The organism is Empedobacter brevis NBRC 14943 = ATCC 43319 (assembly GCF_000382425.1).
In the GTDB taxonomy this organism is placed as follows: domain Bacteria; phylum Bacteroidota; class Bacteroidia; order Flavobacteriales; family Weeksellaceae; genus Empedobacter; species Empedobacter brevis.
Window position 1 is genome coordinate 75,660 of the sequence record NZ_KB908300.1, and the last position, 18,289, is coordinate 93,948.

The 18,289-nt window shown below is 31.9% G+C and carries 20 protein-coding genes and 2 tRNA genes; 13 read left to right on the forward strand and 9 right to left on the reverse strand.

Annotation, left to right across the window (positions count from 1 at the left end; genetic code table 11):
• Window positions 1-12: 12 nt before the first annotated feature.
• The 3 genes from H277_RS0114215 to H277_RS19820 all read left to right on the forward strand — a co-directional run bounded on the left by H277_RS0114215 (window position 13) and on the right by H277_RS19820 (window position 2,356).
• Window positions 13-579 (forward strand): hypothetical protein, encoded by a 567-nt coding sequence (locus tag H277_RS0114215; RefSeq protein ID WP_019976284.1) that lies wholly within the window; start codon window positions 13-15, stop codon window positions 577-579.
• A gap of 83 nt (window positions 580-662) precedes the next feature.
• Entirely contained in the window at window positions 663-1,466 is an 804-nt protein-coding gene (locus tag H277_RS19175) for a helix-turn-helix domain-containing protein (protein WP_019976285.1), read from the forward strand.
• Window positions 1,467-1,528: 62 nt separating this feature from the next.
• Window positions 1,529-2,356, forward strand: a complete 828-nt coding sequence (locus H277_RS19820) for a hypothetical protein (RefSeq protein ID WP_019976286.1) — start codon at window positions 1,529-1,531, stop codon at window positions 2,354-2,356.
• A 33-nt stretch (window positions 2,357-2,389) separates the two neighbouring features.
• Here H277_RS19820 and H277_RS0114230 read toward each other — a convergent pair whose 3' ends face one another.
• Complete coding sequence (locus H277_RS0114230) at window positions 2,390-2,968, reverse strand: PhnA domain-containing protein (RefSeq protein ID WP_019976287.1); 579 nt, start codon at window positions 2,966-2,968, stop codon at window positions 2,390-2,392.
• Between the two features lie 110 nt (window positions 2,969-3,078).
• On the opposite strand from H277_RS0114230, the gene H277_RS0114235 reads away from it, so the two are divergent.
• A complete protein-coding gene (locus H277_RS0114235; RefSeq protein ID WP_019976288.1) occupies window positions 3,079-3,930 on the forward strand; it encodes an ATP cone domain-containing protein in 852 nt (283 codons plus the stop codon).
• Window positions 3,931-3,965: 35 nt separating this feature from the next.
• On the opposite strand, the gene H277_RS0114240 is transcribed toward H277_RS0114235, so the two are convergent.
• Window positions 3,966-4,433 (reverse strand): DUF4268 domain-containing protein, encoded by a 468-nt coding sequence (locus H277_RS0114240; protein ID WP_019976289.1) that lies wholly within the window; start codon window positions 4,431-4,433, stop codon window positions 3,966-3,968.
• Between the two features lie 116 nt (window positions 4,434-4,549).
• On the opposite strand from H277_RS0114240, the gene H277_RS0114245 reads away from it, so the two are divergent.
• The 4 genes from H277_RS0114245 to H277_RS0114260 all read left to right on the forward strand — a co-directional run bounded on the left by H277_RS0114245 (window position 4,550) and on the right by H277_RS0114260 (window position 7,599).
• Window positions 4,550-5,035 (forward strand): TlpA family protein disulfide reductase, encoded by a 486-nt coding sequence (locus H277_RS0114245; protein ID WP_019976290.1) that lies wholly within the window; start codon window positions 4,550-4,552, stop codon window positions 5,033-5,035.
• Between the two features lie 147 nt (window positions 5,036-5,182).
• Complete coding sequence (locus H277_RS0114250) at window positions 5,183-6,145, forward strand: zinc metalloprotease (protein ID WP_019976291.1); 963 nt, start codon at window positions 5,183-5,185, stop codon at window positions 6,143-6,145.
• Between the two features lie 97 nt (window positions 6,146-6,242).
• On the forward strand, window positions 6,243-6,698 hold the full coding sequence (locus H277_RS0114255) for a hypothetical protein (protein WP_019976292.1): 456 nt from the start codon (window positions 6,243-6,245) through the stop codon (window positions 6,696-6,698).
• Between the two features lies 1 nt (window position 6,699).
• Window positions 6,700-7,599 carry an MBL fold metallo-hydrolase gene (locus H277_RS0114260; RefSeq protein ID WP_019976293.1) on the forward strand — a complete coding sequence of 300 codons (900 nt, stop codon included), beginning with the start codon at window positions 6,700-6,702 and terminating at the stop codon, window positions 7,597-7,599.
• Window positions 7,600-7,640: 41 nt separating this feature from the next.
• Here the strand turns inward: H277_RS0114260 and H277_RS0114265 are convergent, their stop codons facing one another.
• Both H277_RS0114265 and H277_RS0114270 read right to left on the reverse strand, forming a co-directional pair.
• Window positions 7,641-8,408 (reverse strand): GH12 family glycosyl hydrolase domain-containing protein, encoded by a 768-nt coding sequence (locus tag H277_RS0114265; RefSeq protein ID WP_081623235.1) that lies wholly within the window; start codon window positions 8,406-8,408, stop codon window positions 7,641-7,643.
• A 60-nt stretch (window positions 8,409-8,468) separates the two neighbouring features.
• A complete protein-coding gene (locus H277_RS0114270; RefSeq protein ID WP_019976295.1) occupies window positions 8,469-9,410 on the reverse strand; it encodes an NAD(P)H-dependent flavin oxidoreductase in 942 nt (313 codons plus the stop codon).
• A gap of 172 nt (window positions 9,411-9,582) precedes the next feature.
• Between H277_RS0114270 and H277_RS0114275 the strand changes: the two genes are divergently transcribed.
• The 4 genes from H277_RS0114275 to H277_RS0114290 all read left to right on the forward strand — a co-directional run bounded on the left by H277_RS0114275 (window position 9,583) and on the right by H277_RS0114290 (window position 14,330).
• Window positions 9,583-9,804 (forward strand): DUF2795 domain-containing protein, encoded by a 222-nt coding sequence (locus tag H277_RS0114275; RefSeq protein ID WP_019976296.1) that lies wholly within the window; start codon window positions 9,583-9,585, stop codon window positions 9,802-9,804.
• 129 nt (window positions 9,805-9,933) lie between these two features.
• Window positions 9,934-13,056, forward strand: a complete 3,123-nt coding sequence (gene secA / locus H277_RS19185) for a preprotein translocase subunit SecA (RefSeq protein WP_019976297.1) — start codon at window positions 9,934-9,936, stop codon at window positions 13,054-13,056.
• 125 nt (window positions 13,057-13,181) lie between these two features.
• Complete coding sequence (locus H277_RS19825; protein ID WP_019976298.1) at window positions 13,182-13,688, forward strand: YqiA/YcfP family alpha/beta fold hydrolase; 507 nt, start codon at window positions 13,182-13,184, stop codon at window positions 13,686-13,688.
• 66 nt (window positions 13,689-13,754) lie between these two features.
• Window positions 13,755-14,330 (forward strand): porin family protein, encoded by a 576-nt coding sequence (locus H277_RS0114290; protein ID WP_026357623.1) that lies wholly within the window; start codon window positions 13,755-13,757, stop codon window positions 14,328-14,330.
• A gap of 67 nt (window positions 14,331-14,397) precedes the next feature.
• On the opposite strand, the gene H277_RS0114295 is transcribed toward H277_RS0114290, so the two are convergent.
• Window positions 14,398-16,044 (reverse strand): dipeptidyl-peptidase 3 family protein, encoded by a 1,647-nt coding sequence (locus H277_RS0114295; RefSeq protein WP_026357624.1) that lies wholly within the window; start codon window positions 16,042-16,044, stop codon window positions 14,398-14,400.
• A 71-nt stretch (window positions 16,045-16,115) separates the two neighbouring features.
• Here H277_RS0114295 and H277_RS0114300 point away from each other — a divergent pair, with 71 nt between their 5' ends.
• Window positions 16,116-16,604 (forward strand): hypothetical protein, encoded by a 489-nt coding sequence (locus H277_RS0114300; RefSeq protein ID WP_019976301.1) that lies wholly within the window; start codon window positions 16,116-16,118, stop codon window positions 16,602-16,604.
• A 59-nt stretch (window positions 16,605-16,663) separates the two neighbouring features.
• Here H277_RS0114300 and H277_RS0114305 read toward each other — a convergent pair.
• From H277_RS0114305 to H277_RS0114320, 4 genes are all read right to left on the reverse strand, one after another.
• Window positions 16,664-16,739, reverse strand: a tRNA-His gene (locus H277_RS0114305).
• Between the two features lie 42 nt (window positions 16,740-16,781).
• Window positions 16,782-16,857 (reverse strand) — tRNA-His (locus H277_RS0114310).
• A gap of 120 nt (window positions 16,858-16,977) precedes the next feature.
• Window positions 16,978-17,679: a bacillithiol biosynthesis deacetylase BshB1 gene (bshB1, locus tag H277_RS0114315; protein WP_019976302.1), complete on the reverse strand. Its 702-nt coding sequence runs from the start codon at window positions 17,677-17,679 to the stop codon at window positions 16,978-16,980.
• A 3-nt stretch (window positions 17,680-17,682) separates the two neighbouring features.
• Complete coding sequence (locus H277_RS0114320) at window positions 17,683-18,279, reverse strand: glutathione peroxidase (protein ID WP_019976303.1); 597 nt, start codon at window positions 18,277-18,279, stop codon at window positions 17,683-17,685.
• Window positions 18,280-18,289 lie beyond the last annotated feature (10 nt).

The following is an 18,289-nucleotide window of genomic DNA, read 5'->3' on the forward strand; positions in this document are numbered from 1 at the left end:
ACACGAAAAAATATGAATAAACACAAATTATTTGCATTAGTTTTTTTGATTATTTCAAGTTTTACCTTTGCTCAAAAAAGGTATGTAGATGTAGAATTAATCAAAAATAATAACGACACAATTCATTCTACAATGATGGTAATTGTTAATCTTTTTAATAAAAAATTAATTAATGATGCTAGTTTTTACAAAAAAGCCATTTTAGTTGATACCAACAAGAAAAAAACAGCAAAAATTAAAGCAAGAGAGATTAAATCCTTATCTTTTACCAATCTATATGATCGTAAAGTGACTTATGTAAACGATGGAAGTCAATTAAAAGTTTTAGTTTTTGATGGAAAAATAAAATGGTACCAAAGAATCTCTCAACATTTAATGGATGGTTCGATAAGTTATCATGATTATTTAGTAAATGAAAAAGGAGAAGTTTTTCAATTAGGTTTATTTAATCATAGAAAAAATCAGCTAAGTAAAGCAATTGCTGATAATCCTGAATTATTGAAAGAAATTGAAGACCAACGTATGGATAATATCGATTTAGTAGATATTCTGACAAGATATAATGATTCAAAGAATTAAATAATAAAAAAGCTACTCAATTGAGTGGTTTTTTTATTGTTTCAAATTAACTTTAAATTCAATAAAATTACAGACTTTAATCAATGAATATTGAATACTACAAGCCTAAAAATGATATTTTAAAAAAATATGTAGACGGCTATTATTTTATACAAAAAGATAAACTATCTGGAAGTGTAGAATATGAAACATTTCCGAATAACAATATCTTTTATACAATCAATAAAAACACAATTGTCAAGGAAGAAAAAGAGAATATTTTTCTTAGTTCTTCTGAAAATAATATGATTATTTGTTCTTTGGTTTTGAGTTATTCTAAACCAATGAGAATTTTCTATACACATTTAATAGACGAAATAACAATTTGTTTTAAACCATTAGGAATATTTCATTTTGATATAACTGATTTTAGTTCAAAAAACAAAAAGACGTTAATTGATTTTAATTTGTTTAAAGATATAACCGATTTTTCTGCTAAATTATTTGATTTAACTATTAATGAAAAGACTGTTGCATTGGAACAATATTTAATTTCAAAGTTGATCGAAGTTGATTTATCTTTTCTGGAGAATATAAGTAGAGATGTTGAAAAAGAAATTAAAATTGAAGATATTTCAAAAAAATATTCTGTTTCAAGACAATATTTGAACCGAATTTTCAAAAAACATTTAGGAAAATCTCCTTCTGAATATAGAAAAATCTTCCGATTCAGAAATTCTTTACTTAATAAAAAAGAAAGTAAAAATTTAACTGAATTATCATCGAAAGATTATTATGATCAATCACACTTTATCAAAGATTTCAAATCAATTACAAAACGAAACCCAAATCAATTTTTTAAAGAAGTTGATTTACAAAACGAAACAGCTTTGAAATTTTTTGATTAGTTTACATTCTTACAATTTTGAATCTATTTATTAAAATATTTTAGCCAATAAATTATTGTTACATGATCAATTGGAAAAAGATTCATTATTTTACTTATACATTTTGTCGCTACTTTTTAGCAACCATGATTATTTCTTACGCTTTTGCAAAAATTTTTGAAACTCAATTTATATCGCAACCAAGTGTTTATGACAAGCCAATTGGAAATCTTTCTGGATTTGAACTTACGTGGTTTTATTATGGTTATTCATATTGGTATGGTTTAATCATTGCTTCAACGCAAATTATCAGTTCTTTGCTTCTATTTTTTAGACAAACAACAAGAATTGGCATCATCATTTTCTTAACGTTTATGATTAATATTTTACTGATGGATTTTGCTTATGATATTGATGGAGCAAAAGGAATGGCTGTAGTTTTAACCATAATGGCATTATTCGTTTTTTTCTCTGATTATAACGAATTAATTAAATATTTTATAAAAACGCCTCCACTATTTGAGAAAGAAAGAACTATAAAAATCAATAAAATAAGTAAACTGAAATTTATCTATATCCCTCTTGTTTTCATCGGGTTATTTGTTTTGATTACGACACTAAAAGATAAATTTTTAAGTCAAAATCAATTTTTTGGAGCTTGGGAAAATGTAGAAAATAATGAAAGAATTTATTTTGAATCTGCTAATACATTTCAAAAAGTGAATAATTCTACATTTAAACCTATTAATTCAGGAACATATACTTTTGAAAAAGATTCAATTTATTTAAAAGGAACGCAAGAAGAAAATCGAACTCCCGAAATTATTCTTAAAGGAAAGTTTAATATCAATAATAATGAGTTGAAAATAGAAACAACGAAAGGAGTCAAATTCTATAAAAGAATTAGATAAAACGAAAAATCCACTCAGTTGAGTGGATTTTATTTATTTCTTTACAAACTTCGTTAAAATAACGATTAATTGTCCGTCAACTTTTCCTTCAATCTGTTCTGTATTATCATGTACCAAACGAATATTTCTTACAGCAGTTCCTATTTTAGCGTTAATAGAAGATCCTTTTACATCCAAATCTTTGATTAAGGTTACGGTATCCCCATTCACCAAAATATTTCCATTACTGTCTTTGTGCAATTCAACACTTCCATCACCTTCGTGATCTCCCGAAGCTTTTGCCCATTCCATATTCTCGTCATCCAAGTACATCATGTCCAAAGCATCAGCAGCCCAAGATTCATTTCTAAAACGATTTAACATTCGCCAAGAAAGCACCTGAACCGCAGGAACTTCACTCCACATTGACGAAAGTAAAAATGATTCCCAAAAAGTAGCATCTAATTCCTCTTTCTTCTCAATCTGATTGATACATTTTTGAGTGATGTAAACATTACGATCAGGATTACTACTCGCTTCAGGATTTACTTCGTAAATCGATAAATTTTCTGTAACTCCTGTCAATTCACATTGGTTACCGCTTCTTTCTTGTAAAAATGCTTCTAATTTCATGTATTGATTTTAAAACTTTTGCAAAGATAACTTTTATTTAGAATTTAAACTTTTATCGTATTTGAATAAACTTTTATTTAAATTCGTTTAGAATAAAAATCAATCTAAATATGTTAGTAAAAAAGAATTCAGGTGAATTAATCCCATATAATCCCAAAGCTTTAAAGCGTTCATTAACAAAGTCAGGAGCAAAAAAAGAAGAAGTTGAAGAAGTTTTTGAGTTGGTTTCAAAGGATATTTACAATGGGATTCCAACCAAAGAGTTGTATCGTATCGCCTTTTCACACCTCAAACACTACAGAAGTTCTTATGCGGCACGTTACAGCCTAAAAAGAGCATTGAGAGATTTAGGTCCGGAAGGCTATTATTTCGAAAAGTGGATTGGAAAAGTTTTACAAGCTGCGGGGTATCAATCTTTACATTCGGAAATTGTACAAGGAAATGCCGTAACACATGAAATAGATGTTGTCGCATCTAAAGGAAATCAATTGATTTTCTGTGAATGTAAATTCAGAAATGATGAAGATGCTAAAATTAGTGTAACAACACCGATGTATTTTTTATCCCGAATGAAAGATGTAGAAGATCACACCTACCATTTTTTCGGAAGAGAGCTGAAACCGACCAAAGGCTTTCTCGTGACCAATGCATACCTGACAACAGATAGTATAGATTTTGCAAATTATTATGGTATTGGCTTAATTTCATGGGATTATCCGGAAAAAAACAGCATCAAATATTTGGTTGATAATGCCGCTTTATATCCTGTTACTTGTTTAACGACTTTAACGCCTGAACAAGAAAAAGTTTTGTTATCAAAAGAATGTATTTTAGTGAAAGACTTGCAAAATAATATCAAAATATTAGACTCATTAAATTTACCTCAAGATCAATTGAAAGAAGTTTTAGAAGAAACAAATGAATTGCTGGAAATAGAAAATTTCACTTGTGTAATAGAATAAATAAAAAAGAAGCTTAATTAAAGCTTCTTTTTTATTTATAATTCTTTAAAGATCTCAAAACTATCTTTATGATCACACCAAAATTCATCCAGGTTAATCATTCGGTCTTTTAGGAACGAAATAATTTGAGGCCAATCTGTTTCTCTAAAAATACTGATATTATCTAACCGGATTTTGATTGTCGAAATCATTTTTCCATCATCATCATAATCTTCTTTTGTCCAAATCCATTTCTCGTTAAGATAACTCTCCAAAAGATTTTCATATTCTTCAAACTGTTCATACATCATCCATTGAACTGAAGCATCAGGATGCGAAATTTCTATCGACACTTCTGCATACTTCCTTTCAACATCAGTTCTAAAACTAATTCCTTTAATTGTTGTTTTATAATTAACCCAATTTATCGGTAGTCCCTCAGCATTCATCTGCAATTTCATGTACGATCCGTACGAAATCCAAAAATCTTTTTTTATACGATAAGCTTCTTCTTTTGAAAACAAAGTGAATAATTTTCTACAAAAATCGGTTTAATATTCTATTCGGCAAAATTTCATAAAAAATACCTTGGATTGATTCTTGTTCTATTAAATTTGAAAAAATATTTAAAAAAGTAAATATGAAATTATTTTCTTTCCTTGGTTTAATAGGAACTTTAACTTTCTCTACTGTGAATGCACAATCTGTGGAAACTGTGAAATATGAAGCTTTACACGAAAAAATCACAACTTATAAAGATCAAGTTGTTGTCGTTAATTTTTGGGCAACATGGTGTGCTCCTTGCGTTGAAGAGATTCCTGCATTTATGGAAGTTAATGGAAAATACAAAGACAATCCTAATTTCAAAATGCTATTGGTATCTTTGGATCGACCAAAAGTATTGGATAAAGTAAAGAAATTTATAACAGATTATCACATCAATACAGAAGTTGTTTTGCTAGATGACACCAAGCGGATGAATGAATGGATTCCTTCTTTCGATTCCAAGTGGGGTGGAAATATTCCCGTTACAATTATTTACAATAAAGGAGAAAAAGTTGCTTTCCATGATCAAGCCATGACCAAATATGAACTGGAGGATGTAATCAATGAAATTCTTCCATAAAATCACATGTGATATTTTTTCAATTTAACTTCCATTTCTGCAAACTATATGTACCTGTAAATTGTTTTATTGTTAAAATATGATTTTATTCATGTTTTCAATAAATATTATTGTATTTTTAGTAGACACTAATTAAATAACAATAATATGAACAAATTTATCTTTACATTAGCTACACTTGCTGTATTAACAGCTTGTAGTGATGACACTAAAAACGAAATGGATCCTCAAGCAGAATCTGCTAATCAAAAAGTTGCAAGTCGAACGTGCGCTTCTGATGAAGTTTTAAAATTACAGCTATCAGAAAATCCTAATCTGGCCTCAAAAATGGCAGATATTGAAGCCCATGCCCAAAACTTTGAAAAAATGCAAGGAAAACTAGTCAACGGAACTATTGTTATCCCTGTTGTTGTAAATGTTTTGTATAAAACGGCCGCTGAAAATATTTCTTTAGCTCAGATTCAGTCTCAAATTGATGTTTTAAATAAAGATTTCAATGCACAGAATGCTGATTTTTCTCAGGTGCCCGCTTTGTTTTCAAATGTAAAAGCAAATGTTGGGATTAAATTTGAATTAGAAACGGTGAACAGAAAACAAACAACAAAAACTTCTTGGGGAACAAATGATGCCATGAAGAAAAGTACAGGAATTCTGCCAACTTCCCCTACAACAAAACTTAATTTATGGGTGTGTACAATCGGAAGTGGTATTTTAGGTTATGCACAATTTCCAGGAGGTAGTTCTGCAACAGACGGAGTGGTAATTGATTCAAGGTATTTTGGAAATACCGGAACTGCAACTTACCCGTTCAATTTAGGGAGAACAGCTACTCATGAAGTTGGTCACTGGATGAATTTACGTCACATTTGGGGAGATGGAGGTGGATGTCTAACAGATTATGTAGACGATACGCCTTATCATAATGCACCAAACTACGGTGTCCCTGCATACCCTCATTATAGTACATGTTCAGGATCTCCTGTCGAAATGACCATGAATTATATGGATTATAGTGACGATAGAGGATTATATATGTTCTCTGAAGGGCAAAAAAGCAGAATGTTATCTATTTTCAGTCCGGGAGGTGCGCGCTATAGTTTCGCTCAATAACATCAGGATAATTAAATATAGTAGTAAAAAACTCTTGAATGAATAGTTCAGGAGTTTTTTATTTTTTGTAAGTTTATCTAAACTTAAAACTACAAAAATGAATAAAAAACATATCAGAAAAGATGTCATTCAGCATCTTATCCAACTTAAACAAGATGAAATAAACGCCTTAAAAGAGTCGGAACGAATTTATACTGAAAGCGCTGATTTAGATGAAGAATCGAGTTTAGAGCTGGATGATTTTGCACAGCAAAGTCAATCTACAGATTCCGCCAGAAATCTACAAATAAGAATTAATCAAGCAACAGAAGATTTAAACAACTTCAAAGTGCTTCGTCCTGAGTTGATTGATGAAATAACGGAAGGAAATGTTGTTTTGACTGACAAAGTTAATTTTGTCATTGGTTTATCTTTCAAAGATTTCGAATGGGAAAATAAAAAGTTTGTAGGAATTAGTACACAAGCTCCTATTTTTGAAGCGTTGGTTGGAAAACGAGCCGGCGATAAAATAGAATTTAATGGAATAAAATATACCATAGAAGAAATATTATAGCATGCCAAAAATACATACAATAGACCTGAATTTTCAAAATGAAAAGGAAGCCATCGCAACTTATTTAATCGAAACAGAACAGGGACCGGTTTTAGTTGATCCGGGTCCATACTCCACTTTCGAAAAGCTGAAAACAGGGATAGAAACTTTAGGTTGGCGGGTAATTGACATTGAAAATATTTTAATTACACACATTCATTTTGATCATGCCGGTGCCGCTTGGAAATTTACAGAACATGGTGCGACAATTTTTGTCAATCCAATTGGTTTACTTCATCTTAAGAATCCGGAAAAATTATGGGATTCAGCTAAAATGATTTATGGTGATGATATGAATCGTTTATGGGGAGAAATGAAACCGATCAATGAAGAATATTTAGTTGGTTTGGCAGATGGACAGAGTGTCGAGTTTGGTGATGTTGTTTTCCAAACAATTTATACCCCCGGACACGCAGTACATCATAATGCTTATGTTTTAGATGATGTTATTTTCACAGGAGATGTTGCAGGAGTTAAAATAGAAAACGGACCTGTATCCCCTCCTTGTCCACCACCTGATATCAACATCGAATTATGGAAAGAATCGATCGCTAAATTGAGAAAAATAGATGCAAAAGGAATTTATCCCACACATTATGGTTACCATGAAAACCTTGAAGCTCATTTTCATCAATTAGAAAAAACGTTGGACCAATGGGCAAATTATATAAAACCAATGTATGATGATCAAATCCCAACAGAAGATGTTGTTCCTGTTTTTGTTGATTTTGTAACGAAATCCTACAAAGATGAAGGACTCTCAGAAGATCAGATTCAGGTATATGAATATGCTAATCCATGCTGGATGTCTGTGAATGGATTACTCCGGTATTGGAAACTGAAAGAACAAGGAAGATTATAAAAAAAGAAAAGCTGTCAGGTACTTGACAGCTTTTCTTTTTTTTATTCAATTCTCAAGTCATATTTTTTAACACGTATATTTCCGGTAGAATTTAAAATTTCAGTTCCAAATTCAAATGATGATAAATAAATATTTTCTCCGATGAGATGATGTTTATTCATTGCATTGATAAATTCCATCACATTTACTTTTCCTGCAGTTCGTTTATCTTTTCTCACAAAAGCAACGTAATCCCAACTTGAATTTAACTCTTTTTTGATCAAATGACCTTTGTAAATATCATACTGACCAAAGGAAGTAATTACATTTCCTACTTTTTTACCAAAAGGTTTAAACTTATTGTAATCTTCCCAAATCATAACCTCTACTCCAATTGTTTGCAAGGCTACTTTTGGAGAATAATGCAACCAAAAATCAAAAGCTAAATTATATTTTTTATTGTTCACTTCTAAAATCGTTTCATAATCAACCTCAAAAATTTTAATTTCATTGATATTTTTGAAGTAATTATCCGATTTAACATCAGTCAAATTCAACCAGGCACTTTCTCCAAACCAAATTTCAGGATAGCCAATAACACCATATTTTCTGCCAGAAGTTTGCCATTTCCAACCTGCTATATTATCGTTTGTAAAAATCGTTTGGGAATAAATACCTTTTTTCACTTTATTTTCACCCCATTTATTGTTGTTAATTTGATACCCCTGCCATTCTATAGTTGCTCCTTTTTCAGTTTTCTCTTGATTAGTATTCTGACCAAAAATAAAAACAGACACGGTTGTTAGTATTGTTACAAAGAATTGCTTCATAGATTATTATTCAAAAAAAGGATGCTTTTGCATCCTTGTAAAAATATAAAATTGTTGTAATTATAATTGCAATAATTTTTCTTTTGCATGTTTATAATCAATTAATAAATCATCAAACACTTCAGCAACCGTCGGAATTGAATCAATCAAAGCTGAAACTTGGCCAATCTCTAATTCTCCATGAATTAAATCACCTTCAAACATTCCTTTCTTAGAGCGTCCTCGACCCAAAAGTTCTTTTAATTCTTCTGCATTTGTTCCTAGTCGGTATTTCTCTTGTATTTGATCAAAAAATTCATTTTTAATTAACCTGACAGGAGCCAATTCTTTTAATGTTAATTGCGTATCTCCCTCTTGCGCTTTTACAATCACCTCCTTGAAAGTTTGATTTGCAGAAGATTCTCGTGTTGCGGCAAAACGGGAACCAATTTGTACTCCGTCTGCACCTAGAGCTAATGCTGCCAAAATTTGAGAACCTGTTCCTATACCTCCCGCTGCAATTAACGGAATATCTATTTGACGTCTGACATTCGGAATTAAACACAATGTTGTTGTTTCTTCTCTGCCATTATGTCCGCCAGCTTCAAAACCTTCTGCCACGACAGCATCGACACCTGCTTCTTGAGATTTCAGTGCAAATTTAGCACTACTCACTACGTGTGCTACAGTAATTCCTTCTTTTTTTAGAATTTCAGTCCATGTTTTTGGATTTCCTGCAGAAGTAAACACAACTTTTACACCTTCTTCTAAAATAATCTGCATAATTTCTTCAATATTAGGATAAAGCATCGGAACATTTACTCCAAAAGGATGATTTGTAGCAGCTTTACACTTTTGAATATGTTCACGTAAAACATTGGGATACATGCTTCCTGCACCTATTAATCCTAATCCTCCTGCATTACTGACAGCTGAAGCTAAACGCCATCCACTGTTCCAAATCATACCACCTTGAATAATTGGGTATTTTATTGCAAATAATTTTGTTATATTCGTGTCCATTTTCGTTATATTTAGGCATAAAAATAATTAAATATAGAGAAGGAAAAAATTTAATTTTAACATAAATACTGACAGTTTGACTTTGGCAAATTATTTGATTTGCAAAAATCAAATTTTTAGAAAATAATTTAGAGTTTAATTATCTCTACTAATAATAAAAAAAATATAAGCTATGTATTGGACTTTAGAATTGGCATCTTATTTAAGTGATGCGCCTTGGCCAGCAACAAAAGATGAATTAATTGATTACGCAATTCGTACTGGTGCACCTTTGGAGGTGGTAGAAAACTTACAATCTATAGAGGATGAAGGAGATTCTTACGAAAGCATTGAAGAAATTTGGGCGGACTATCCAACGGATGATGATTTCCTTTGGAACGAAGACGAATATTAAAAATAAAAAAGCCCAAATTGGGGCTTTTTTCAATTCTATAATCTATAACTAACATAGTTAACGTATATTTGCATCTAAATTAGTCATCAAATATATTGTAGCTAATTTGGACGAAGAACGCAGAAAAATATGAATATTTTAACAAAAATTTTACAAGGATTCTTAGGAGATAAGAATGCGAAAGATGTAAAAGAATTACAAAAATATGTTGATGCAGCTAACGAAGCTGGTCAATCGTTTGGTTCATTAACAATTGATGAATTAAGAGAAAAAACGACAGGCTTTAAAACAAAATTAGTTGAAGCAACAAAAGACCTTAAAGCTCAGATTGATGAGTTAAAGCAGAAAGTTGAAGAAACTGAAGATTTTGGTGAAAAAGAAGAGTTATATTCTCAAATCGATAAAATCAATAAACAAGCTTACGAGATTGAAGAAAAGATTTTATTAGAAATTTTACCGGAAGCTTTTGCGGTTATGCGCGAAACAGGTAAACGTTTTACTGAAAATGAAACATTAGAAGTAACTGCTTCTGAATTTGATAAAACATTAGTGAATCGTGGTCACGATTTCGTATCTCTAAAAGATGATAATACTGCAATATGGAAAAATTCATGGGATGCAGCAGGTCGTCAGGTTACATGGGATATGTCGCACTATGATGTTCAGTTTATTGGAGGTTCTGCCTTGCACTTAGGTCGTATTGCGGAGATGCAAACAGGTGAAGGTAAAACGTTAGTAGCAACATTGCCAATTTATTTAAATGCATTGACAGGCCGTGGTGTTCACTTAGTAACGGTGAATGATTATTTGGCAAAACGAGATATGGCATGGATGCGTCCGATTTTCTCTTTCCATGGGTTATCTGTAGACTGTATTGATAACCACCAACCAAACTCTCCGGGTCGTCGCGAAGCTTATGCTTGTGACATTGTTTATGGTACAAATAATGAATTTGGTTTCGATTATTTACGTGATAATATGGCCAATACGCCTGACGCTTTGGTGCAACGCGAACTAAACTTTGCGATTGTCGATGAGGTCGATTCTGTATTAATTGATGATGCCCGTACACCATTGATTATTTCCGGGCCTGTTCCACAAGGTGATCGTCACGAGTTCGATGTATTAAGACCAAAAATTGATCGTTTATACAATATGCAACGTGAAATGTTGGGTAAAACATTGAACGAAGCAAAAACATTATTTAAACAAGGTGATTTAAAAGAAGGTGGTTTCAAATTGTATCAGGTTTACCGTGGTTTACCAAAATACAAACCTTTAATTAAATTCTTATCACAAGACGGTATTCGTGCTCAATTACAAAAGACAGAAGCTCATTTCATTCAGGATAATAACCGTGAAATGCCAAAAGTTGACGAGCATTTATACTTTGTAATTGATGAAAAACAAAATCAATCAGATTTAACAGATAAAGGTATCGAGTATTTGTCTAAAGGAATGGAAGATGATCAATTCTTCATTTTACCAGACGTTTCTACAAATATTGGGGCAATTGAAAACTCAGGAAAAGAGAAAGAAGAGATTCTTAAAATGAAAGAAGAATTCTTCCGTAATTTTTCTATTAAATCTGAACGTATTCATACGCTAAGTCAATTATTGAAAGCATATACATTATTCGAGAAAGATATTGAGTATGTTGTGGTAGACGGAGAAGTAAAAATTGTTGACGAATCGACAGGTCGTATTATGGATGGTCGTCGTTATTCAGATGGTTTACACCAAGCAATAGAAGCGAAAGAGAATGTAAAAATTGAAGCTGCTACACAAACATTTGCAACCATTACATTACAGAATTACTTCCGTATGTACAACAAATTAGGAGGTATGACTGGTACAGCGGAAACTGAAGCTGGTGAGTTCTGGGAAATTTACAAATTAGATGTTGTTTCTATTCCTACAAACCGCCCAATTTTACGTCACGATAGAAATGATATTGTTTTTAAAACAAATCGTGAAAAATATAAAGCCGTAATCGAGGAAATTGTTCGATTATCACAAGAAGATAAACGACCTGTATTGGTTGGAACAACGAATGTTGAGATTTCTGAGTTATTATCGAAAGCTTTAAAGCTACGTGGAATTGCACACAATGTCTTGAATGCAAAACTACACAAAAGTGAAGCTGATATTGTAACAGAAGCTGGTAAACCGGGAGCTGTTACAATTGCAACAAATATGGCCGGTCGTGGTACCGACATCAAATTAACCCAAGAAGTAAAAGAATCCGGAGGTTTGGCTATCATTGGTACCGAACGTCACGATTCTCGTCGTGTAGACCGTCAGTTACGTGGTCGTGCCGGTCGTCAAGGAGATCCAGGATCATCTCAATTCTTTGTCTCATTAGAAGATTCATTAATGCGTTTGTTTGGTTCTGAAAGAATCGCTAAGCTAATGGACCGTATGGGACACAAAGATGGTGATGTCATTGAACACTCGATGATTACAAAATCTATCGAACGTGCACAGAAAAAAGTTGAAGAAAACAACTTTGGTATTCGTAAACGTTTGCTGGAATACGATGATGTTATGAACAAACAACGTGAGGTAATTTACAAACGTCGTCACAATGCTTTATTTGGAGATCGTCTTGAAGTAGATATTGCAAACATGATTTATGATGTTGCAGCTTCTATTGTAAAATCGAACAAAGATTTTGAAGATTTTGCTCAATACGAATTAGATTTAATTAAATACTTCACAATGGGTACTCCTGTTACAGAGGATGAATTTAGATCTAAATCAATAAAGGATTTAACAAATATGACATACGATGCGGCAATCGAAGATTACAAAGCACGTATGAAATATGTGGCAGAAACAGCTTTTCCTGTTATTTCGAATGTTTACGAAAATCAAGGACATATGTTCTCTCGTATTCAAGTCCCATTTACAGATGGAATTCGTCAAATGACTGTGGTTTGTGATTTAAAAGAAGCGTATGAATCTCAAGGTAAAACATTAATCAAAGATTTCGAAAAATCTGTTGTATTAAGTTTAATTGATGACAATTGGAAAGAGCATTTACGTGACGTTGATGATTTACGCAAAACATCTCAAAATGCGGTTTACGAGCAGAAAGATCCGTTAGTAATTTACAAACAAGAATCTTTCCATATCTTCCAAAGAATGTTAGACACTGTAAACAAAGAAATTATTTCATTCTTGTTCAAAGGTGAATTGCCAAATGCTCAAAAGGAAGAATCTGTAGAGGAAACTGAAACAGCGAACTAAAAGATTTATTCATATAATTTTAACCCTTTCTGAATATTTTCAGAAAGGGTTTTTTCGTATTTTTACATTTCTTGTCATACTGAATATCTTTCAGTATTTTATTTATTAAATAAATTTAAAAACAAATGAAATTTGCATATTTACATGGCTACCAAGGATTTGTAACAGATGAAAAAAGAGAATATTTAAATTCTTTGGGAGAATGTTATGCCCCAACAATAGATTATGACAACTCACCTACATTGATTCAGGATTTAGTGCAGCAATTTACAAATGAACCAATCGAATTTATAGCAGGAACAAGTTTAGGCGGAATGATAAGTTATTATTTGGGATTAATGTTAAACATCCCTGTTCTGATGTTCAACCCTGCTGTAATTGCTGTAGAACGGTTAAAACCATTTATTCCTGACCAACTGTTAAATGGTATTCCACAGCAACGCAACTTAATTTTTACAGGTTTAAAAGATGATGTTATCGAACCAAAATTCCAAATCGAATTTGTTGAACGTTTAAAACAACAAAACGCAACCATTGATCAAATTTTTGATGCAGAAATGACACACTTAATTACACTCGAAGAATTTGAAAAAGCATTTGAAATGTTCCTTGAATTGAAGAAGTCAGAATAAGTAAATATAGTTTTAACGTTTTTTGGTATAGTTTATGAAGTTCTAAAGAAAATCAAAATAAATATTATGAAAAAACTAGTTTTAACACTTTGTGTAGGTATGCTATCTGTATTTTCTTATGCTCAAGAGATAACAACTCCTCAAACTTCAGCCAATGTCGGTACAACTCCAATTAAACAAGGAAATTGGATTGTAGGTGGGTCGATAGGTTCTATAGGTTATTCTTTTGAAGGTGAAAATTTTAATATCAATTTAAGCCCTCAAGCCGGATATTTTATTTCTGATGGGATTGCTATTGGTTTAACGACTGGTTTTGGTTTGCAAACCGTGAAAGGAGGTGATAATATTTATCAATACAAATTAATGCCTTTTGCTCGTTATTATTTTCCTGAAGGAGCTAGTTCGACAGGACGTTTCTTTGGACAAGGAGAAGTTGGTGTAACAGGAGCTAAATCAGGAGGTGTCTCTGATACTTCATTTGGATTTGGAGTAAATGCAGGTTATGCTCACTTTATTTCCCGAAATGTAGCATTAGAAGGAACGGTTGGATACAACTATTCAAAATCTAATTTAGCCAACGCGCAAGCTCAAAACGGTTTAGGTGTAGCTGTAGGGTTCCAAATTTACTTGGGACATAAATAAATTTACATTCTTACTAAATAAAATAAAAGCCACTTTTAAAAGTGGCTTTTATTTTATCAATAGTTTTTTATAATCCCAACATTTCAGGTCCTTGTTCAAAAACAACATCAACCGGAATGTTTTTCGTTTTCAAAATATCTAAATCATTTTGTAAATCAGTATGAATAGTTCCTTTATCTGCATACAATTTTTTTACTCCCTCGTAATCTCCATTTCCCTGTAATGTCAAAATCAATTCTGATAAACCATTCATTGCTTTTTCCATTTTAACAGCATTTACTTTGTAACGTCCGCTTGCAGTTTTCTCAAAAGCACCTTGTTCAGCAAAATAATTGAAGGCGATCATATTTGCTTGTCCATGAGCAGAACTTGCTCCAAAACGAACAGAACGTAAAATTCCGGCCAAGAAGGTCACAAAATAATCTTCCTGAGCACCTGTCAATTCCCCTTTCTTCAATAATTGATTCACCATATACAAACCAAGAATATCTGCTTTTCCTTCTTCTAAAGCAGAATTTGCTTCTTTCAAAGCATCTCGTACAGTTCCTTTTCCATTGACTGTATTTTTGATTCCTAAACCATGTGCTACTTCATGAAACATCACATTTGAGAAAAATGCATCAAATCTAACATTCTTTTGTTGGCTCTCATCGATTAAAGCTGTCGAAATCGGAACTAAAATTTTATCAAATTTTGCTTTCATCGCATTTTTTAATTGCAAACGACGTGTTCCTTTTTCCAGTTGTACACGCTCATCATTTGGTAAATTAATGGCGATTGTTTTTCCTGCAGCATTACAATCTCCCGCATAATAAACCACATCGTACGCATTAAGATCAGAGTCTGTTCCGGGAACTTCTTTTTTATAATTTGCAGAAACGGGTAAATTCTTTTGTAGTTCCGGTAAATATTGAACAAATTTTGCCAATCTCTTCGACCATTCGATGTCTTTTACTAAAATGTACGCTGAATATGAAGTTTTGTATCCGAACAATTGATCTTCATAATTTTCGATCGGGCCAACCACCATATCGATATTTGCATTTTTCATATCCATCCAAGCCAAATCACTTGCATAGAAATCATCGCTCATCAAAGCGGCAGCACGTAATTTTAAATATTTTTTAAGCCCAGCATCTTCTGCTAATTCGGAAGCTTGAGTCAAATATTCGGCTGCTTTTTGCAATTGATTTTTAAAGTTTTCATGATAAGCAACTGCATACAATTTTCCCTCTCTATTGCGACGAACAATTGTATACGGAGATTTTCCATCTTTTAAATCAGCTTGTTCAAATTCTTCCTTGGTCATATTTGTAGGATAGAAAGTTGCTCCAGCAGGTTTTGTTCCAACACCATTAATAAAAGGCACTTCGTTATTCAATCGATCCCAAGGGCCATAGTTTATTTTTGCATATTCTCTGGCTTTTCCTTTGGTTTCGTCTATCAAATCTATCTTAGCACCATAAGCTTGCTGCCAAAATAAATCATCCATAATATCAGCCGTTTTAAACATCAAACGTAAAATTTCTTTTTCGTTTTTTGTTAAATGCGAAATATCTGTTGTTAATGGAACTTGAGCATAATATTGATAAGCATAATCTTTTGTCATTTGAGTTGAGGTTTGAGTCGATTCACTTACAGCTTTCTGAGTTGAACAAGAACTCAAAACTCCTGCAAAAGCAATCAATCCCAAGAATATTGATGATTTTTTCATTTCGATTGTTTTGGTAAATTTAAAGAGAAAAAGAGTATATTTATAAATTAAGTTCATACATAAAATTTGTAATGCTTTTTGATAAAAAATTTATAATCCTAATTATACTTTTCTATATTATTTATTTCATTCTTACTTTATTTAGAATTAGGAATAATAAAAAAAATAATCATAAATTAAACGTCAACTCAGATGTATCAATATTTAAATTAAAAGGGCTGGTAGTCGAAAAAGATATTATTCCAAAATTTAAGCTAGACTTTTCAACGTATAATTTATTTATTAGAGAAAATATAATTTACATTACATCTCAAAAAAATTTCAATCCCTTGAAAAGTTTGATTTTATCAAGTTCTGGATTTTTTGAAAATCAAGAAACAGAAACTATTAACGAATTGTATTTTGACAAAAAGGAAAGATTAGTGGTTGTTTATTATCCATATAATATTTTTTCATTTTTCTTGGGTAGTAATAAAACAAAAATTATTCTTACGGGTTTTACTGAACAAGAGAAGTTTAAACTTAAAAATTTTATTACAACTTATATTAGCATTGACTAATTATCATTATTATATGAAATAAAAAAATCTCAACTTCTATTGAAATTGAGATTTAATGCGGGTGAATGATGGGTCTCGAACCCACGACCTCCGGAACCACAATCCGGCGCTCTAACCAACTGAGCTACAATCACCATTTGGTATGAATTTCTTTTGAAACGAATTCTAACGTTTTTAGGGTGAATGATGGGTCTCGAACCCACGACCTCCGGAACCACAATCCGGCGCTCTAACCAACTGAGCTACAATCACCATTTTTCATTGAGAAATTAACTTTAAATTAATCTCTCAATTGGATTGCAAATATAGCCTATTAATCGGTACTTGCAAATAATTTTGATAAAAAAAATAAAGGTTTTTTACACCTTTATTTCTAAATTAAAGAATCTAAATTATTTACACCAATATAACTTCTCGAAATAAATCCTTCTCCTCCTTCTGTTCCGATTAATCTTCCCAAATCATATGCTCTATATCGAATAGAGTCTGTAAAGTTTTTCGACGAAATGGGTGTTTGTGGTTCGCTTGAATTTGGATCAAAGAATTGCGTCTTATAGGCTAAACAAGCTTCTACTTTTGTATCAATAAATCCGGAGATATCAACTACAAAATGAGGTTCTAAAGGCAACCATTGAATATAATGAAAGTGTTTTTTCGGACGCCAGGCAGGCCAACCATTCTCAATTTTTGGTAAACCTGATAAGAAAATAGCCGTATTTACTAAATCAGATCCTTTTCCATGATCCGGGTGTCTGTCATGAGGAGCATTACTCAAAATGACATCTGGTTGATATTTGCGAATAATTTCTACAATTTTCAATTGATTTTCTTTGTCATTTAAAAAAAATCCATCTGGGATTCCAAGGTTTTCTCGAACAGCAACTCCCAATATATTCTTTGCATCATTCGCTTCTACACGACGTGTTTCATCAGTACCACGCGTTCCCAATTCTCCTTTTGTTAAATCGAGAATTCCAACTGTTTTACCGTTTTTAATTTCTTTTGCAAGTGTTCCGCCACACCCTAATTCAACATCATCAGGATGTGCACCAATTGCAAGAATATCTAATTTCATTTATTATTTATTTAACCAATCAATTATTTCTTTTGAATCCGGTGTTACTTTAGAAGGATAAGAAGCTTCTAAAGTTCCGTCTTCATTAATCAAAAATTTAGTAAAATTCCATTTTACCTCATTATCTGATTTTCCGTTCAATGATTTTTTTGTTAAGAATTTGAAGATCTCATTCTGGTTTTTCCCAATCACATCACTTTTTGACATCAAGGGAAATGTTACACCATAATTTAATTTACAGAAACTTGCAATCTCTTCATTGTTATCAAATTCTTGCCCTCCGAAATTATCAGATGGAAAACCAACGATAACCACTCCTTGGTCTTTGTATTCCTGATACAATTTTTCCAAAGCATCATATTGAGGTGTATAACCGCATTTTGAAGCAGTATTCAGAATTATGATTTTTTTTCCTTTCAAATCAGCGAAATTAAAATCGTCATCATTGATGTCCTTGAATGTATAATTGTAAATTTTGTTCACTTTTTGGGGTGTTTTTGTGTTTTGATGAATAGATTGCTTTTTAGAAACAGATTTCTTTGTTTCTTGCGCATTGCAAGCCATAAACAGGCCTAAAAATCCGATGAATAAGTATTTCATTGCGTATTAT

What these genes read in the sequence shown, in the direction of transcription:
- H277_RS0114320 (WP_019976303.1), bottom strand. Translation starts at nt 18,279, where the DNA reads ATGAAATACTTATTCATCGGATTTTTAGGCCTGTTTATGGCTTGCAAT.
- H277_RS0114230 (WP_019976287.1), bottom strand. Translation starts at nt 2,968, where the DNA reads ATGAAATTAGAAGCATTTTTACAAGAAAGAAGCGGTAACCAATGTGAA.
- H277_RS0114275 (WP_019976296.1), top strand. Translation starts at nt 9,583, where the DNA reads ATGTATTGGACTTTAGAATTGGCATCTTATTTAAGTGATGCGCCTTGG.
- H277_RS0114295 (WP_026357624.1), bottom strand. Translation starts at nt 16,044, where the DNA reads ATGAAAAAATCATCAATATTCTTGGGATTGATTGCTTTTGCAGGAGTT.
- secA (WP_019976297.1), top strand. Translation starts at nt 9,934, where the DNA reads ATGAATATTTTAACAAAAATTTTACAAGGATTCTTAGGAGATAAGAAT.
- H277_RS0114245 (WP_019976290.1), top strand. Translation starts at nt 4,550, where the DNA reads ATGAAATTATTTTCTTTCCTTGGTTTAATAGGAACTTTAACTTTCTCT.
- H277_RS0114270 (WP_019976295.1), bottom strand. Translation starts at nt 9,410, where the DNA reads ATGGACACGAATATAACAAAATTATTTGCAATAAAATACCCAATTATT.
- H277_RS0114300 (WP_019976301.1), top strand. Translation starts at nt 16,116, where the DNA reads ATGCTTTTTGATAAAAAATTTATAATCCTAATTATACTTTTCTATATT.
- H277_RS19820 (WP_019976286.1), top strand. Translation starts at nt 1,529, where the DNA reads ATGATCAATTGGAAAAAGATTCATTATTTTACTTATACATTTTGTCGC.
- H277_RS0114265 (WP_081623235.1), bottom strand. Translation starts at nt 8,408, where the DNA reads ATGAAGCAATTCTTTGTAACAATACTAACAACCGTGTCTGTTTTTATT.
- H277_RS0114235 (WP_019976288.1), top strand. Translation starts at nt 3,079, where the DNA reads ATGTTAGTAAAAAAGAATTCAGGTGAATTAATCCCATATAATCCCAAA.
- H277_RS0114250 (WP_019976291.1), top strand. Translation starts at nt 5,183, where the DNA reads ATGAACAAATTTATCTTTACATTAGCTACACTTGCTGTATTAACAGCT.
- H277_RS0114290 (WP_026357623.1), top strand. Translation starts at nt 13,755, where the DNA reads ATGAAAAAACTAGTTTTAACACTTTGTGTAGGTATGCTATCTGTATTT.
- H277_RS0114260 (WP_019976293.1), top strand. Translation starts at nt 6,700, where the DNA reads ATGCCAAAAATACATACAATAGACCTGAATTTTCAAAATGAAAAGGAA.
- H277_RS19175 (WP_019976285.1), top strand. Translation starts at nt 663, where the DNA reads ATGAATATTGAATACTACAAGCCTAAAAATGATATTTTAAAAAAATAT.
- H277_RS0114255 (WP_019976292.1), top strand. Translation starts at nt 6,243, where the DNA reads ATGAATAAAAAACATATCAGAAAAGATGTCATTCAGCATCTTATCCAA.
- H277_RS0114215 (WP_019976284.1), top strand. Translation starts at nt 13, where the DNA reads ATGAATAAACACAAATTATTTGCATTAGTTTTTTTGATTATTTCAAGT.
- H277_RS19825 (WP_019976298.1), top strand. Translation starts at nt 13,182, where the DNA reads ATGAAATTTGCATATTTACATGGCTACCAAGGATTTGTAACAGATGAA.
- bshB1 (WP_019976302.1), bottom strand. Translation starts at nt 17,679, where the DNA reads ATGAAATTAGATATTCTTGCAATTGGTGCACATCCTGATGATGTTGAA.